The sequence below is a fragment of the Fibrobacter sp. UWB1 genome (assembly GCF_002210325.1).
Classification (GTDB): Bacteria; Fibrobacterota; Fibrobacteria; order Fibrobacterales; family Fibrobacteraceae; genus Fibrobacter.
Window position 1 is genome coordinate 62,844 of the sequence record NZ_MWQL01000002.1, and the last position, 17,121, is coordinate 79,964.

Here is a 17,121-nt window from a genome sequence, read left to right on the forward strand (position 1 = left end):
ACGATGCGAACGACGTCTTTCTTAAAGGCCGCACGAGCTGCGGTCCTTAGCTGCTCGCTTATTGGGGGTGGGCTATGTGGCGCCTTTGCGGAACCTTCGGGCAATTCCCTGGAGGATGTTTCGGTTATTTCGGCAAAATCAGTCGCGGTCGATGAAAATTCTCCAACGCAAGATTTGGGCTTGAGCGAGGTTTCTGCTCCCTCGGTGAGTGGAGTTGTCGTTTCTGGTACGGACTATATGGAAATCCAGCCGTCCGCCTGGGAAGGCCGTGGCCTGTCTGCTGCAGAAATATTGTCGTCACTTTCAGGAATTCAGAGCTATACGCAAGGGGGCATGGGTAGCTTTCAGACGGTGAGCATCCGTGGCATTGCGGCAAGGAACATCTTGATTTGTATTGACGGAATGCCGCTCAATGACGCAAGCGGTGGTGCAGTAGACCTTGGAGCAATCGATCTCAATAATATCGAGAAAATCGAAATCTATAAGGACCGGGTGCCTGCCAAGTTTGGGGGAGCCGGGATAGGCGGTGCCATTAACTTTATCACCAAAAATTCCGTTCGTGCGATGCGTAATCCTACAGGACGTGTTTTGGCGAGTTATGGCTCTCACCATTCATTCGAGGGTTCTGCACAGGTAATAGCCACAGTAAAAGATAGCGTGCAGTTCTCGGCGACAGCGTCGATGCGCCATAGCGATAATGATTATGAATTCAAGAATCGCAATGGCACTCTTTATAACGACAATGACGATTTTAAGGACAAACGAAGAAATGCCCAGTTCACGGAATATTCAGGAAATGTGCAGTATCGAATGCTTCATGGTGGCGGCTATTTTTCGACGCTTTCGGGTAATGTAATCCATACGGAGGCCGGAAACCCCGGCACCGAGGATTTGCAGACAGTCGTTGCAAAATTTACGGGGGATATGGGCCAATTTGCGTACCGCCTAGAAACCCCGGAATATTTCAATCATCTGCTCGTAGAAACGGGTGTTACCGGGAAATTTGAAAAAAATATTTCGGCATCGTATTATCCGCTTGATAAAATTGGTTTTTTGTCGCAGAATTATAGGGAATTTGGACTTGCGGGGTACAGGTTGATTCCCGATGTTTCGGCAAATCTTGTTTTTGGACAGTTTGAAGCGTTTTTGAGGGTGTCGGGAAGTGCTGAATATTGGGAATCCCGCGGGACTTTGCAAGATTTCGAAGTGAACCGATATACGGGGAATCTTGCGGGCAATATAGAATATCGCTTTTTTGAATGGTTCAGTCTTTTTGCCGAAGGAAACATCCTTAAGTCTATAGATGACATTGGTGGCGGAAGGGTCCTGATGTCAACAGGAATGGCTCAGGTAAACGAGTCGACCGACCGCGATTTGAATATGGGCGGATTGGTTCAGGCGAAATTCGGAAAGCAGGATTCGTGGTTCGGAGCCAATGTTTCGGTTGGACGATTTTTTAGGCAACCCCAGCTGATGGAACTTTATGGAGTGTATGCGGGAATGCTTTCTAGTCCTTCGCTTAAAGACGAATCGGCTCTCAGGTTTTCGGCAGGGGTTTATTTGTCGACCCCTCAAAAGCGTTCTCTGTTGCGTGCAACCTATTTTGAAACGCATGCGGAAAACGGAATATATTGGGTTACGAGCGGAAACCTGATGAAAGCGTTCAATATTAATGAATCGTGCATTCGTGGTGTTGAACTTGAACTGGAAAGCCGTCCGGTAAAATTGTTCCAGACCGTATTGCGGGCCACCTTCCAGGACCCGCGTGAAGAAGGAAAAAACATGGCCTATAAAGGAAACCTTTTGCCGGGAGAACCTGTTCGCAGCTATTTTGCCGAAGGTACGCTCTTTTTGCCGTTTGATTTGAGTGCAACGTTCCAGATGACGTATAGAACCCGGATTTTCAGTGACCGACTGAATTTTACAAGGCAGCCTCCGGTAACGCATTACCACGCGTCACTTTCTTGGTTGCCGTGGGATAAGACTCGCCTAGTTTTTGCCGTCAACAATATATCGGACGAAACCTATCGGAACATTTATACCCCCTACCCGGCGCCGGGTAGGGAATACAAGTTCACAATCATACAGGGGTTCTAGCCCCCGCGCTAAAATAGCGTAAAGCCAGAAAAGGACAAACCATGAATAAAAAACTACTCTCATTACTCGCATCGGTCTCGTTTGCGCTGTTCATGAGTGCTTGCGGTGACGACAGCAGTTCCTCGGCAAGCATTGAATGCTTGGACAACGAAAGCTGCCTGGACGACGAAGATCTCAGCAGTGATTCTGACGATGCCAAAAGTTCCAGCTCGGCCAAGTCCAGCAAGAACAAGTCCTCAAGCTCAGTCAAAAAAGACGAAAAGTCCAGTAGCTCCGAAAAGGTGACTTCTAGCTCCAGTGAAAAGAAGGACGAAAAGTCAAGCTCCAGCACAAAGGACGAAAAGTCTAGTTCCAGCACGAAGGACGATAAGTCCAGTTCCAGCACGAAGGACGATAAGTCCAGTTCTAGTGAAAAGGTTGAATCTAGCAGTTCCTCTGAAGAACCGCAGTCCAGCAGTTCTGTCGAACTGAAGGTGACGTACCTGTCCACAACCCCGAATGCCGCTGACCTCGAAGTTTCGGGTGACACGCTGTTTGCAGTGTTCCAGCGTTATACGCTGTCAGATGACGGTTATACCGCCCTTTTCAACGACAACGGCTTGCTTGCCCTTTACAAGTTGAGCGACGGAACCCTTCTTGACACCATTCCTCTTGTGACGAAGAACCCGTCGGTCGTGAAGGTTGTGAAGGGTAACGTCTATGTGGCAACCCATGGCGAATACAATGAGTCCTGGGGAACCGATGCCGACGATAACCGCGGTATTGAAAAGATTGACCTGAAGAAAAAGAAGTCTGAACTTTGGGTGAGCGGTACTGCACTTGGTGGCGGTGTAACCTTGTTTGAAGTCAATGCCAAGACGGGCAAAGGCTATGTGGCAATCGACAAGTACTACGGATCGGTGCCGGTTGTGGAAGTGGACCTTGCAAGCAAGAGCGTGAAGAATATCAATGGCGTTACGGATGCGACCGGCGGATTCTTTATGGATGCGTCTGGCAAGCTCTATATCGGTGACCGTGGATTCATGGATTGGGAAACCTATGAAATGGGGAACATGAATGTTCGCGTCTATGATGGCACCAAATTGACCGCGATGTTCAAGGACCTCGATCCGGATACGTATGAAGGATTTATGTACCAGCCTGCAGGAATATCCGTAGTTGGTGCTGACACGTTCATTTATATCTCCGACTATTCGTCTGGCAAGCTCTATTGGGTTGTCGATGATGGTGGAGAAAAAGGTGTCTGCGATGATGTTGACGCTATCGCCTTCTCTGGCGATACGAAAATCGTGACCGTGAACGGCAAATTGTATGTTCTCGATCGCAAAGGAAAGGGCAGCATTTCGAATATCAATGTGTCTGCAAAGGCTGTTAACTGGCAACAACCTTTTGAATCTGAAAACCCCTACGATGTCGTAGCTATCGACAATAACTCGGCTTGGGTCGCCATGTACAATACGGCAGAAATCCGCAAGATTTCCCTTGGCGACGGTTCTACCATTTCGAGCATCGACACGAAGGAATTCAGCGCCAAGAAAGTCGAAGTCGTGGAAGCTGAATAATCAAAAAGACTAAGGCTCAGTAACCAAGTCCATAGCCCTGCGGATCAGTTCCGCGGGGCTTTTTGTTTTGGGGGCATTTTCGCCGAGGTACTGGCGGTATTTGCGGGCGCCGGGCTTGCCGTTAAAGAGGCCGTACAGGTGGCGCACCAAAATGGTGGCGGGCGTTCCGCGGGCGGCTTCCATTTCTACATAGGGGAGGTAGGCCTCGAGTAATGCTTTGCGGCTTTCGGGCTTGGCGGCGTTGGCGTCGCCAAAAATGCGCTCGTCGGCGTCGCGCAGGAACCACGGATTTTCGTAGGCTTCGCGACCGACCATCACGCCGTCCAAATCCTGGAGCAGTTCAAGCGTCTGGTCAAGCGTTTTGATGCCGCCGTTAATCGAGATGTTCAGTTGCGGCATTTCGGCTTTGAGTTTGTGCACAAAGTCGTAATGCAGCGGCGGAACTTCGCGGTTTTCCTTGGGACTTAGGCCCTTGAGCCACGCCTTGCGGGCGTGAATAATGAACACGCGGCAACCCGCATCGACAATGGTACCTACAAAGTCGCGGAAAAAGTCCCACGAATCGAATTCGTCGACACCGATTCGGCACTTGATAGACACGGGAATGCTCACGGCGTCTTGCATGGCCTTAAAGCAGTCGGCGACCAGGTTCTTGTCTTTCATGAGGCATGCGCCGAAGTTTCCGTTCTGCACGCGGTCCGAAGGGCAGCCGCAATTCAGGTTGACTTCCTGGAATCCGGACTGTTCGACCATCTTGCTGCATTTGGCCAAATCGGCGGGATTAGAGCCGCCCAGTTGCAGCACCGCGGGGTATTCGAATTCCTGATGGCGCAGGAACTGGTCCGGATCGGTATGCAGCAACGCATTGGTCGTCACCATTTCGCTGTAGAGCAGGATGTGCTTGGACAGTAACCGCAAGAAATACCTTTCGTGGCGGTCGGTGCAGTCGAGCATCGGGGCAATAGATAATCTGCGGTTGAAGTCAAGATTCATAGAGGTCGCTTCGCTTTGAGGTATGAGGTCGTGCTAAAGCACTGTGAGGTCGATTCGCTTTGAGTTTTTTTGCTCATTGCTCATGCCTCAGAGAGCCGAAGGCTCGACCCCACTGCCACTAAATAAACATCATCGTGTTGAGTTTGGCGCGGTATTTCCAGGTAAGTTCGTGCTTCGGACCGAGAACTCCGAACAAAGTAAGCATCGCCTTCTTTGCGGCGCCGTCGTTCCATTCCGGAGCTTCTACGTACAAGTTCAGGAATGCCTGCAATGCGCTTTCAAAATCTTCGCTGCAAGCGAGCTTGCATGCTTCGTGGTAAACAATCGCTTCTTTGCCTTGAACGTCTTTCTTGGCGGCTTCGGCGTGAAAGTCGAGGAGCTCCAGCAACGATTTCGCTTCGCGGTACTGGTCGTCGGCTTCGGTGAACTTGGCAAGGACTTCCTTGGCTTTTTCGGTGTCGCCCATGCCGAGGCTTGCCTTTGCCCACAAGAGTTGCAACTTCTTGTCGTCGGGGGTCTTGGCTAGAGCTTCGTCGAGCATCGGGAGCGCCTGGTCAAAATTCTTTTGGGCAATGGCATCTTCGAGGGCCATCTGGAAACGGGCCTCGTCGCTGATGAAGAACTTTTCGAGGCGCTTCTTGAGGTCTGCTTCGGGCAACACGCCCTGGATCACGTCTGCGATCTGGCCCTTGTCTACAATGTGGACTTCGGGCACCGAACGCACGCGGAATGCCTGGATCAACTGCATGTTTTCGCGTTCGTCGCAACTCACGACGCCAAGCGTAAAATCCATGCTGGTAGAAAGCTGCCCCAGCAATTGGGAATACGGTGCGCAGTCAGGGTACTCTGCAGAAGAGAAAAGCACCGCTACGGCGCGGGATTCAGAGGCCTGTGCGACCTCGGTTTCAAAATTTTCAGTGGTAATCTGTACAACTTTAGCCATACGCTAAATATAGAACTTAGAACTTAGAGCTTAGAACTTAGAACCAAGATAATGAGCTTTTTTCTAAGTTCTACCAACTAAGTTCTATCAACTAAAATACTATATTCCCCAATATGAGTACATGCCCTTATTGCAAATCGGAGGTGGCAGAAATCAAGTTCCAGCATCTGGACTTGCGCATTTGCCCCAAGTGCTATTCCACGTTTTTCCCGTGCGACCAGACGATGGCCTTCCGCAGCGACCTCACCGACAAGTCCCGCGAGCTCTGGCTCAAGGCGCTCCTTGCCAAGAATGTGCAGGACCCCGTTTGCGAAGACCCTTGCTGCATTGATCACGGCGAACCTCTGGTGCAAGGGAAACTCCCGGATTACGGTTACGACGGCAAAGTCACCTCTTGCTGCAAGATGTTCCACATGCCGCCTTCCATGACCATCACGCTTTTAAAACGTACTTTGGAACACCCGTTCCAGGTGCCCGCTAAAGAAGGCAAGCATCATTTCTTCTTTATCCGTGCGCTCGACGCCGTGGTAAACAAACTCTTTGGCGAAAAGGAACCTGACGAAGATCCGCTGGATTTGGTGCAGTACAGCCTTCACCTGAAACCGATTTTGGAACCAGAAGATTCTAATGGCTAAGACATATATTATAATAGTGGCGATTGCCGCCGTCATTCTCGGCGTATACTTTGCCTTGCCGGATCGTCACTTTGTCGATTCCGTATTCCCGCTGCACGATGGCGCCTCTGTCTTTGAATACGACGACAAGGCCGATGGCGGTTCGTCCGAGGTGACGTTTGCATTGACGGATTCCTCGGCTTCCTTTAGTTGCATGCTTGGTGCCGATACTGCCAAGAGCGCCTGGTGCGGACTTTTATTGGACCTCAGTCAAGGTGAGGAGGCGAAATATCGCAACTGGACTTTTGTGGATTCGCTGATTTTTGAACTGGAATCCAGCGGAACCGATGAAATCCTTGTGAAAGTCTGGACGTTCGATCCGGATGTCACCGACATCTCCAAACCGCGTACGTTCCGCCTGCTCATGAAGGAAATTCCGCTGACCAAGGGCCGCCAGCGCATTGCGTTCCCGTTCGAACAGTTCTACACGCCGGACTTTTGGTATGACGACGAACATGTCGATCGTACGTTGAACCGCCGTCATCAGGAAACGGTGGCCCGCGTCGAAATCGCTCCGGGCTGGAATCAGCCGCGCGGCAAAAAGTTCTCGCTCAAGTTCTATTCCATTACGGCAAAGGGTGTGAGCAATTTTGCCTTTGGCGTCGTGATGTTCTTAATGCTTGGGCTCATGATTGTGGCGATCGGCCGCACGCATTCGTATAACAAGGAACACGAAGAAAAGTCTGCGGAGCCTCGCGCATGAAAAAAATTATCATCGCAACAGCTACGCTAGTTGTTGCTGTCGCCGTATGGATTTGCCTGTTCGTCAAGTTTAGCGCAACTGAACAAATCCTGTTCCCTGGCGGCACGTTCCAGGTGTATGCCGTTTCTGACGCAAATGTGGGCGGATTCTCGACGGTCGAACTTTCCAATCAGGATTCCGTCATTTCTGCCCACGTGAACATTCGCTCGGGCATGGCTTACCCGTATGCAGGTGTGGGCGTTAATTTGCTCTCGGTCAATAATCGCCCGGCAAACGGATTCTTCGACTTCTCGGATTTTGATTCACTCGTCATCGATGTTGAAACGGGGCGCATGCAGCGCGTGGGCGTCAAGATTTTGAATGATGACCCGGTGTACAGTAAAAAGAATGTGTACCAGAGCTACCGCCCGATGGTTGCTCAAGCGCCGGTGATTATTCGCGACCGCGTGAGCCGCGCCTCCGTATCGATGCTCGACTTTAAAGTGCCTGAATGGTGGCTTGCCATGCAGGGCCTCGACAAAGACGATGGCTTGCGCTACATGAACCGTGGCATGTTCTTTGAAATCTGTAACGGCGAAGGTACCATGCTCGGCATCCCCGACGACATCGTGGTGCGCTCAATCAAACTCTGGGGCGAAAACCGTACCTTCAAGGCGCTCATGGTTGTGGCGCTTGTGGTAATGGTTTTGGTGTACGCGGGCGTTGTTGCGCTGACAGTTCGCAATTCCGCAGGCCATATTGCAAATCGCGAAAAGAAACTGGACGAATTGAAGACTCGCATGGCGCAAGCGGCCAAGCTCTTAAAAGAATCGGACCGCTCGATTGCCGAAGTCGCACTGGCCGTAGGCGAAAAGAATCCGGCCGCATTCGAAAAAGCTTTCGCCAAAATCTATGGCGTAAAACCTCTGGAATATAAGGCTAAGAAATGAGACGTATTTGGACTGTAGACCGCGTGATGCGGCTTTTGATTATGGCCGCCGGTGTCGGCATCCTGCTTTGGGTGCTGCATTATTTGAGTGGCGTGCTCGCTCCGTTTTTTGCGGCGTTCCTTATCGCCTACATTTTCGATCCGCTGGTTACAAAAATTCAGAACAAGGTCAAGTTTCGCATTGCCGCTGTCATAGTGGTGCTTACGCTTATGATTCTTGTGGTGGGTGGAGCCTTGTGGCTTTTTATCCCGATGGTGGTGGGCGAAATCAGGCACCTTGGCGAATTGATTCCAAAACTGTTTAACGATTCTACGTGGGCCGAACGCTTGTCGATGTTCGTACCGAAAAACTTGTGGCAAGAAATAAAGACGTTCATTTCTTGGAACAAGGTTGCTGTCGCCATGCAAACTCTCGATTTCTGGAATGCCGCGCAGTCCGTGGCCGGAAAGGTTTTGCCGAGCGCATGGAACGTACTTGCCAAGACTTCTAATTTGTTTGTATGGCTCTCCGGCGCAATCCTCATTTTTATGTACCTCGTGTTCATCATGCTTGATATGCCTAAGCTTCGCGGCGGTATCAAGAAACTGTTTCCGACAAGGTATAAAGAAGGTGCGTCTGATTTCGCAAAGAAGATGGACGTGTTCATGGGTAGCTATTTCCGTGCGCAATCCTTGGTCGCATTGACGGTTGGTATTTTGTATGCAATCGGTTTTGGAATCATCGGACTGCCAATGGGAGTCGCCTTTGGCTTGTTCTCTGGCGCACTGAACATGGTGCCGTACTTGCAGCTGGCGACAATCCCTGTGGCCCTACTGCTGGCAGTGGTCTATGCTCTTGACAAGGGAATGCCTTTCTGGGAAGTGGCCGCCATCGTTGCTGTAATTTACTTGGTGGTACAAATTATCGAAGACATGATTCTTGTTCCGAAGATTGTCGGATCGTCGATGGATTTGCCGCCCGTAGGCATTCTCCTTTCGCTTTCTATCTGGGGAAAGCTGCTTGGATTCCTCGGCTTGATCGTTGCGATTCCATTCACTTGTTTGTGTCTGGTGTACTTAGACAAAATTCAGAAGAAAGCAGACACGATTGTAGAGTCTGAAGGCGAACCACCGCCCGAGGCTTGATTTTATAAGGATTTTTCAAAAATTTTTCAAAAAAAGTGTGCCGCGACGCAAAAAAAAAAGTATAATATCACTATAAAATTCTTAACCTACTCAAGGAGTTAATAAAATGAATAAGCAAGATCTCATCGACGCCATCCTCGCTAACAAGGAAGCTGGCATTGAATCCAAGGCTGCCGCTGGCCGCGCTGTTGACGCCGTTCTCGACGGTATCACCGCTGGTATCAAGAAGGACGGTCTCGTTCAGCTGATCGGTTTCGGTACCTTCACTGTTAAGGAACGTGCTGCACGTACCGGCCGTAACCCGCAGACTGGTGCTACGATCAAGATCAAGGCTTCCAAGACTGTTTCCTTCAAGGTCGGCGCTGGCCTCAAGGAAACCGCTAAGAAGACCAAGGTTGCTAAGAAGTAATTTTGCTCTAAAGCGATTTGCTTTTGCACTCGGGATTTCCCGGGTGCTTTTTTTAGTTCGGAACTCAGAATTTTGAATTAAGAATTGCTTGGTAAGGCGGCTTTGCCGCGATTATAAAACTCCGAACGCTAAACTCTGAACGCTGAAATTACTATCTTCTAACTTGTTGAACATCAAATGTTTAGGAGCAGAAATTATGGTTCGCAAGTTTGTTGGTTTCGCCTCTGTTTTGGCTGTTGCGCTCGCTTTTGCTGGCTGCGGCACTGCAAGTACCCAATCGGATGACCACTGCACCGTGGACCCGAACGCTGCGGATTGCGCTAGCGGAGAACCGGAAGAACCGGCGGCTGATCCTGCTGGCGAACCGTAAGCCGAAATTATTTTTCATTTTTTGTGTTTTGCCTTGAAAGCGTTACATTTTTTGTCTATATTTGCGCAAGTTTAAACCTTGAGCGAATTAGACAGGAAGATGAACAAAAATCTTGCAATGTCGAAGCCCCAGAGCTGCGAGACCTGCGCAATCCACTGTGCAACTGCAACGGGTTTTTCCAAGGTTAATAGTTTTTCTGATTTTATTTTTGCTGGACTTTTTAGTTCAGCTTTTTTTTATGTCACCCTGGAGCGTAGCGATAGGGTCCACGAGCACTTTAACACCAGAGTTTAAAAATTAAATAGCAATAACGGAGATAAAAAATGAAGATTGAAGGCATCGACAAAGTCCTTATCATCGGTTCTGGCCCGATCGTGATCGGTCAGGCTTGCGAATTCGACTATTCCGGCACCCAGGCTTGCAAGGCCCTGCGCGAACAGGGTTACAAGATTGTGCTCGTGAACTCTAACCCGGCTACCATCATGACCGACCCGGTCATGGCCGATGCCACCTACATCGAACCGCTGAACGTCGCCCGCCTCACCCAGATTATCGAAAAGGAACGCCCGCAGGCACTCCTCCCGAACTTGGGCGGTCAGACCGGCCTGAACCTTGCCTCTGCTTTGAGCAAGGCTGGCGTCTTGGACAAGTACGGCGTGAAAGTCATCGGTGTGAACCTCGACGCTATCGAACGCGGCGAAGACCGTGAAATCTTCAAGGAAACCATGCAGAAGCTCGGCATCGACACTCCGCGCTCCGGCATTTGCCACTCTGTGGAAGAAGCCGAAAAGATTGTGGCTGAAATCGGCTACCCGGTGGTGGTTCGCCCGGCATACACCATGGGTGGTGCAGGCGGCGGTTTCTGCTACAACGTGGAAGAACTCCGCACCATTTGCTCTAACGGTCTTGAACTCTCCATGACGCACCAGTGCCTCATCGAAGAATCCATTCTCGGTTGGGAAGAGCTGGAAGTTGAAGTGGTTCGCGATTCTAAGAACCAGATGATCGCCATCTGCTTCATCGAAAACATCGACCCGGTGGGCGTGCATACCGGCGACTCCTTCTGCGCGGCCCCGTTCCTCACCATCGACAAGAAGCTCGAAGAAGAACTGAAGGAAAAGGCCTTCAAGATTGTGGAATCCATCGGCGTGATTGGCGGTACCAACGTGCAGTTCGCTCACGACCCGAAGACCGGCCGCGTGGTGATTATCGAAATCAACCCGCGTACCAGCCGCTCTTCTGCCCTTGCTTCCAAGGCTACCGGCTTCCCGATTGCCCTCATTTCTGCAAAGCTCGCCGCAGGCCTCACCCTCGACCAGATTCCTTACTGGCGCGATGGAAGCCTCGAAAAGTACACCCCGAGCGGTGACTACGTGGTGCTCAAGTTCGCCCGCTGGGCATTCGAAAAGTTCCGCGGTGTGGATGACTGCCTCGGCACCCAGATGAAGGCCGTGGGCGAAGTCATGGCTATCGGCAAGACCTATAAGGAAACCCTCCAGAAGGCTATCCGCGGCCTCGAAAACGGTCGCTCCGGCCTCGGCTTTGCGAAGGACTTCAACAAGAAGAGCAAGGAAGAACTCTTGGAAATGCTCAAGACCCCGAGCTCCGAACGCCACTTCCAGATGTACGAAGCTATCCGTAAGGGTGCTACCGACGAAGAAATCTTCGCCGCCACCTACGAAAAGGCTTACTTCGTGCAGCAGATGCGCGAACTCGTGGAACTCGAAGAAGAAATGCTCAAGACTCCGGGCCGCCTGCCTTCTGACGAACTGCTCATCAAGGCCAAGAAGGACGGCTTCAGCGACAAGTATATTGCCAAGATCCTCGGCATCCGCGAAAAGGACGTGCGCAAGAAGCGCACCGAACTCGGCGTGGTCGAAGGCTGGTGCGCAGTGCCGGTAAGCGGCGTCGAAAACCAGTTCTACTACTACAGCACTTACAATGCCAAGGACGAATCTACCGCTTCCACGAACCCGAAGAAGATCATGATCCTCGGTGGTGGCCCGAACAGAATCGGCCAGGGCATTGAATTCGACTACTGCTGCTGCCACGCTGCAATGGCCCTCCGCGAAATGGGTTACGAAACCATCATGGTGAACTGCAACCCTGAAACGGTTTCTACCGACTACGATACCAGCGACAAGCTGTACTTCGAACCGGTCAGCCTCGAAGACGTGCTCCAGATTTACCACAAGGAAAAGCCGGCTGGCGTGATCGTGCAGTTCGGTGGCCAGACTCCGCTGAACATCGCCCGCGCTTTGAGCGACGAAGGCGTCAAGATTCTTGGTACGAGCATCGATTCCATCGATATCGCCGAAGACCGCGACCTGTTCCGCAAGATGATGGACCAGCTCGGCATCCCGATGCCGGAAAGCGGCATGGCCACGAACATCGACGAAGCCCTCGCTTGCGTCAAGCAGATCGGCGGCTACCCGGTGATGATCCGCCCGAGTTTCGTGCTTGGCGGCCGCGGCATGGAAGTCATCTATGACGAAAACATGCTCCGCGAATACGTGGCGAAGGCCGTGGGCGTGACCCCGGACCGTCCGCTCCTCATCGACCGCTTCCTCCACAACGCTTTGGAATGCGAAGCCGACGCCCTCTCTGACGGCGAACACGTTTACATCCCGTCCGTGATGGAACACGTGGAACTTGCCGGTGTCCACTCCGGTGACTCCGCCTGCATCATCCCGCCGGTGACCATCACCAAGGAAAACTTGGCAACCATCAAGGATTACACCAGGAAGATTGCTGAAGCCCTCCACGTGTGCGGCCTCATGAACATGCAGTACGCTATCGAAGACGGCAAGGTGTTCGTCCTCGAAGCGAACCCGCGCGCAAGCCGCACGGTGCCTCTCGTCTCCAAGGTCTGTAACACGCAGATGGCCCGCCTCGCTACCCGCCTGATGCTCGGTGCCAAGCTCGAAGACCTCAAGCTCAAGGACAAGAAGTTCAAGCATCACGGTGCCAAGGAAGCTGTGTTCCCGTTCGACAAGTTCCCGAAGGTGGACCCGGTTCTCGGCCCCGAAATGCGCTCCACCGGCGAAGTGCTCGGCCTCTCCGACGACTACGCCCTCGCTTACTACAAGAGCCAGGAAGCCGCAGGTTCCTTCCTCCCGAACGAAGGTGCCGTGCTCATCAGCCTCTCCGACAAGGTTAACTTGTCTGAACAGGCCATCGAAATCGGCAAGGAATTCCAGAAGCTCGGCTTCAAGATCTATGCTACCGAAGGCACCGCCAAGTTCTACGAAGCCGCCGGTGTCAAGTGCGAAGTCGTGAACAAGATCGCTGAAGGCCGCCCCAATGTTCTCGACATCATCCTGAACAAGCAGGTGAACCTCATCATCAACACGCCGTGGGCAAAGCGCGACGCCATCAAGGACGAAAGCGCTATCCGCAAGGCCGCCATCAAGTACAAGGTTCCTTACATCACGACGCTTGCCGGTGCGTACAACACCGTGAAGGGCATCGCCGCTGCAAGGAACGGACACGGCGCGGTTAAATCTCTTCAGGAATATCACGCGAGCATCGAAGAGATTTAACTGAAGAGTCTGCAGGAGTAGCGTGCTTCGATTGAGGAAATCTAAGGCTTGAATGTCATCCCCGCGAAGGCGGGCGGACAGCACTTAGCACTTTTATACGATACTTGGCAACTTGTTGCCATAGTAGAGTTATCCTCTTTGGGGAAGTGCTTAGTGCGCATGGCCACCAAGGTGGGGATCTCCTAGCGTAAGCGTGTCATCCTGAGCGAAGGGCGTAGCCCGAAGTCGAAGGATCCAGACCCGCATTTGTCACCCTGGAGCGTCCATAGGATGCGATAGGGTCCAAAAGCATTAAAGACCGTAGCAATAAAATGCTGCGGTCCTTTTATCATACTTGAAAAAGATTATTTCGAAACGAACTTGTTGACGAATTCCTTCGGAGTCATTACAGACAATGCGGAATTGCTGTAATCGGAAGTGTTGCGGGTGACAATACAGTCGAACCGGTGATGTTCTGCAACGGAGTTCTGAACAGCATCTTCAAAATCTTCCCATCCGCTATCGAGAGCCGCCCAAATGTCGACTTCTGATACGGAAGAAACATGGACAATTTGGAGTAGATTGCGGATAAGCTGTTTTGTTAAAGACGTTTTTTTCAATTCCTTTTGTGCGATGTAATAAATATCCGTAATTGAGGAAGCCGAAATGAATTCTTGGATATCGTCTGATGCTGCCTTGAGAACTGCTGCCGATTCGTTCACATGGGCGGTTCTATTCAGCAGAACATCTAGAACAACATTGGTGTCAACCATTATCTGCATACTTTTCGAGTCTCTCTGAACGGTAATCTTCTAGTGACTTTCCTGTATTGGGAATAGCACCAATAAGCGAATCAACGAGATCCGCTTTTGCACTCTTTTTTTCAGAGGATGCTACGACAGTATATGCGATAACAACCTCCTGTCCCGCTTCTAGCCGAACAGGTGGTTCTAGCACAATCTGCTGCCCATCGAAAAATCCTTTTGCAGTTGCTATCATGGTTTTACTCCGATAACGTTCTTTCTAAATATACCTTTTTACACGCTCGAAAGGCAACCCCATTCCAAGTTGGAATGGCTATTTTTCTTTACATATTAGTCTGGACTGGTACGCTGTTGTACGAGTGCGAAATGGTATTGTCATATTCATAGGGTAGTCTGGAAAAAAGACTGAATCAAAAAAATCCCGGACCGTTCAAACAAACGTCCGGGAAAATGGAGTACAAAAAAAGCCGCTCTGGTGGGTCTGTCTCGTCTAGAGACTTGCGGCTCGCGATTGCTGACTGGAACGGCTGCGACGCCGGCGCTTCTTATCCACCAGAAGGGCTCAATCATTAATATACCACTTTATTTTTAAAGTGGTACGGTTTTCTTTATTTTCGATATTCCAAGTTGGAATAGTCGGTGTTAACCGATAAACCCGTGCGGGGTAAAGCCGAGGCCCTTCACGAGTTCGAAGTCCTTGCAGCTGTTGACGCCTGCGGTGGTGAGCATGTCGTCGGTGATGGCCGCGTTGGCACCACTCTTGAAGGCACGCTTGCCGTCGTCGCCCAAGACGCCGCGGCCGCCCGCGAGGCGGATGAATGCCTTCGGGTTGATAAATCGGTAAATGGCCACGATGCGGCAGAATTCATCGTTCGTGAGTTTGGGCAAGTTCTCGTAGGGCGTGCCCGGGATGGCATTCAACACATTCACCGGCGTGGACTTGACGCCGAGCTTGCGGAGATCGAGGCACATGTCGATGCGGTCTTCCATGGTCTCGCCGAGGCCCATGATGCCGCCGCTGCAGATTTCAAGACCTGCGGCAAGGGCGTTTTGGAGTGCACCGATTTTGTCGTCATAGGTGTGCGTAGTGCATACGTCCGGGAAATGCCTGCGGTAAGTTTCCAGGTTGTTGTGGAAGCGGGTGAGGCCCGCCTCCTTGAGCTTGTCGAACTGCTCGCGGTTCAAGAGCCCTGCCGAAAGGCATACGGAAAGTTTGGTTTCTTTCTTGAGGCGTCGAATGGCTTCGCTAATTTGTTCTACGTCGCGGTTCGAGAGCGTGCGGCCCGAGGTCACGATGGAGTAACGCGGAATGCCTGCGGCTTCTTTCTTCTTGGCGTCGGCTACGATTTCGTCGGCGCTGAGGAGCTTGTATTCGGGGGCGCCGGTGTGGTAGTAGCTGCTCTGGGCGCAGTACTTGCAGTTTTCGGAGCAACGCCCGCTACGAGCGTTCACGATAGAGCAAAAGTCAAAATCGTTGCCGTGGAATTTTTCGCGAATTTCGTTGGCGGCTTTCGTGAGTTCGTCGAGGTTTTCACCTAAAAGCTTGATTGCTTCTTCGCGGTTGATTTCGTAACCGCCTAAAACCTTTTCCTTAAGTTCCTGGATAAAAGACATATCTTACTCCTTGAACATTTTCGCGTGCAAATATAAAAAAGTGAAGCTCGGCAGTTGTCGAGCTAAAATCTGTTTTTTGAGAAACTATCTATGGTATCGCATTTCGCTAAAGAAACGAGACGAAAAAACTTTTTTCAGAGAAGCGAGCTAGACAAGGTTCTAAAATGCATTTTGCTTAAGAAACGAGTGAGACAAGGCGTCGCTCGCCCGTAGCGTACGAATTGTACGTGAGGTGCGAGCGCAACGAAGTATCACGAAGTTTATTTAGCAAAAGGCTCCATGACCTGCCACAGCACAGCCTTGTGTGCGTGCAAGCGGTTTTCTGCTTCTTCGAAACTCATGTTCACATCGAGGTTGTCCATCACGGAGTCCGTGATTTCTTCGCCGCGGTGTGCGGGCAGGCAGTGGCTGACCTTGCAGTGTGCCGGAGCAAGCTTCAGGAGTTCGTCGTTAATCTGGAACGGCAAGAAGTGAGACTGCTTCGTAGCCTTTTCGCCTTCCTGACCCATAGAAACCCACACGTCGCTATAGAGAATGTCGGCGTCTTTGACGGCTTCCTTCGGGTCGTGGAACACGCGGTACTGGCAGCCGTGTTTCTTCAAGCCTTCTTGAGCTTCTTCGACCACCTTGGCGGGCTGTTCAAAGCCCTTCGGGCAGGCGAGCGTGAAGTTCATGCCCACCTTGGAGGCGAGTGCGAGGAAGGAGTTTGCCACGTTGTTGCCGTCACCGATAAAAGCGACTGTCTTGGGCTTGCCGTCTGCATTCTTGAAACCGCCGAGGTTTTCCTTGATCATCTGGGCGAATGCGATTGCCTGGCACGGGTGGTAGTCGTCGGTCAAGGCGTTCACAACGGGGACGCTGCCGTATTCGGCGAGCTGTTCCACCAGGTCCTGCTTGAAGCAGCGGACCACGATAGCGTTCACCCAGCGGCTAAGGCAGCGGGCCACATCCTTGACGCTTTCGCGCTTGCCAAGGCCAATGGAATCGGGTGCGAGCAACACGGCGTGGCCGCCGAGCTGGTTCATGCCTACCTGGAATGTGGTGATAGTTCGCAGCGAGGGCTTTTCGAAGAACATGGCGATGTTCTGGCCGTGCAGGCGGTCAGACACCTTGCCGGCGTGGACTTCTGCCTTCAGGCGAGAAGCGATTTCGATAGTTTCCAGGATTTTTTCTTCGCTCCAGTCCATGAGGCGGAGGAAGTGCTTGTTGCGATCAATCATTTTTGATTCCTTTGGGCAAGCCCGTAAAACAAAAAAAATTAAAAAACGGAGCTTTTACACTCCGTCTTTAACAGGAAATCACAATAGAATGCTAACGGATATTAGCGAAGTTTCTTTTTGTGACGGTCACGACGACGGCGCTTCTTACGCTTGTGAGTCGCAATCTTCCTGCGCTTTCTTTTCTTTCCGCAAGGCATG

At 51.4% G+C, this 17,121-nt stretch carries 15 protein-coding genes; 9 read left to right on the forward strand and 6 right to left on the reverse strand.

Translation table 11 applies throughout. The annotated features are described in order from the left end of the window. The first annotated feature begins 3 nt into the window (after positions 1–3). Together B7988_RS01850 and B7988_RS01855 are read left to right on the forward strand one after the other, a co-directional pair. Entirely contained in the window at positions 4–2,097 is a 2,094-nt protein-coding gene (locus B7988_RS01850) for a TonB-dependent receptor plug domain-containing protein (protein ID WP_088656626.1), read from the forward strand. Between the two features lie 41 nt (positions 2,098–2,138). After that, the gene (locus B7988_RS01855; protein ID WP_141225527.1) at positions 2,139–3,659 is read left to right on the forward strand and encodes a hypothetical protein; all 1,521 of its coding nucleotides are present in this window, start codon (positions 2,139–2,141) and stop codon (positions 3,657–3,659) included. A gap of 9 nt (positions 3,660–3,668) precedes the next feature. On the opposite strand, the gene dusA is transcribed toward B7988_RS01855, so the two are convergent. Together dusA and B7988_RS01865 are read right to left on the reverse strand one after the other, a co-directional pair. After that, positions 3,669–4,652 (reverse strand): tRNA dihydrouridine(20/20a) synthase DusA, encoded by a 984-nt coding sequence (dusA, locus tag B7988_RS01860; protein WP_088656628.1) that lies wholly within the window; start codon positions 4,650–4,652, stop codon positions 3,669–3,671. A 118-nt stretch (positions 4,653–4,770) separates the two neighbouring features. Next, a complete protein-coding gene (locus tag B7988_RS01865; RefSeq protein ID WP_088656629.1) occupies positions 4,771–5,595 on the reverse strand; it encodes a tetratricopeptide repeat protein in 825 nt (274 codons plus the stop codon). 143 nt (positions 5,596–5,738) lie between these two features. Here B7988_RS01865 and B7988_RS01870 point away from each other — a divergent pair, with 143 nt between their 5' ends. The 7 genes from B7988_RS01870 to carB all read left to right on the forward strand — a co-directional run bounded on the left by B7988_RS01870 (position 5,739) and on the right by carB (position 13,346). Next, positions 5,739–6,230: a hypothetical protein gene (locus B7988_RS01870; RefSeq protein WP_139261162.1), complete on the forward strand. Its 492-nt coding sequence runs from the start codon at positions 5,739–5,741 to the stop codon at positions 6,228–6,230. Continuing rightward, entirely contained in the window at positions 6,223–6,972 is a 750-nt protein-coding gene (locus tag B7988_RS01875) for a hypothetical protein (protein WP_088656630.1), read from the forward strand. The genes B7988_RS01870 and B7988_RS01875 overlap by 8 nt, the downstream gene beginning before the upstream one ends. Next, positions 6,969–7,901 (forward strand): helix-turn-helix domain-containing protein, encoded by a 933-nt coding sequence (locus tag B7988_RS01880; protein WP_088656631.1) that lies wholly within the window; start codon positions 6,969–6,971, stop codon positions 7,899–7,901. Before B7988_RS01875 ends, B7988_RS01880 begins: the two co-directional genes overlap by 4 nt. Continuing rightward, positions 7,898–9,025 (forward strand): AI-2E family transporter, encoded by a 1,128-nt coding sequence (locus B7988_RS01885; RefSeq protein ID WP_088656632.1) that lies wholly within the window; start codon positions 7,898–7,900, stop codon positions 9,023–9,025. Before B7988_RS01880 ends, B7988_RS01885 begins: the two co-directional genes overlap by 4 nt. A 106-nt stretch (positions 9,026–9,131) precedes the next feature. After that, complete coding sequence (locus B7988_RS01890) at positions 9,132–9,434, forward strand: HU family DNA-binding protein (RefSeq protein WP_073053306.1); 303 nt, start codon at positions 9,132–9,134, stop codon at positions 9,432–9,434. Positions 9,435–9,630: 196 nt separating this feature from the next. Continuing rightward, entirely contained in the window at positions 9,631–9,804 is a 174-nt protein-coding gene (locus tag B7988_RS14995) for a hypothetical protein (RefSeq protein ID WP_170930511.1), read from the forward strand. Between the two features lie 323 nt (positions 9,805–10,127). After that, positions 10,128–13,346 (forward strand): carbamoyl-phosphate synthase large subunit, encoded by a 3,219-nt coding sequence (gene carB, locus B7988_RS01895; protein ID WP_088656633.1) that lies wholly within the window; start codon positions 10,128–10,130, stop codon positions 13,344–13,346. 344 nt (positions 13,347–13,690) lie between these two features. Here the strand turns inward: carB and B7988_RS01900 are convergent, their stop codons facing one another. The 4 genes from B7988_RS01900 to argF form a co-directional block, all read right to left on the reverse strand. Then, positions 13,691–14,107, reverse strand: a complete 417-nt coding sequence (locus B7988_RS01900) for a PIN domain-containing protein (RefSeq protein WP_088656634.1) — start codon at positions 14,105–14,107, stop codon at positions 13,691–13,693. Then, positions 14,091–14,324 carry a hypothetical protein gene (locus B7988_RS01905; RefSeq protein WP_088656635.1) on the reverse strand — a complete coding sequence of 78 codons (234 nt, stop codon included), beginning with the start codon at positions 14,322–14,324 and terminating at the stop codon, positions 14,091–14,093. The genes B7988_RS01900 and B7988_RS01905 overlap by 17 nt, the downstream gene beginning before the upstream one ends. A 407-nt stretch (positions 14,325–14,731) precedes the next feature. Next, the gene (gene bioB / locus B7988_RS01910) at positions 14,732–15,703 is read right to left on the reverse strand and encodes a biotin synthase BioB (RefSeq protein ID WP_088656636.1); all 972 of its coding nucleotides are present in this window, start codon (positions 15,701–15,703) and stop codon (positions 14,732–14,734) included. Positions 15,704–15,963: 260 nt separating this feature from the next. Continuing rightward, the gene (gene argF, locus B7988_RS01915; protein WP_088656637.1) at positions 15,964–16,923 is read right to left on the reverse strand and encodes an ornithine carbamoyltransferase; all 960 of its coding nucleotides are present in this window, start codon (positions 16,921–16,923) and stop codon (positions 15,964–15,966) included. Between the last annotated feature and the right edge of the window lie 198 nt (positions 16,924–17,121).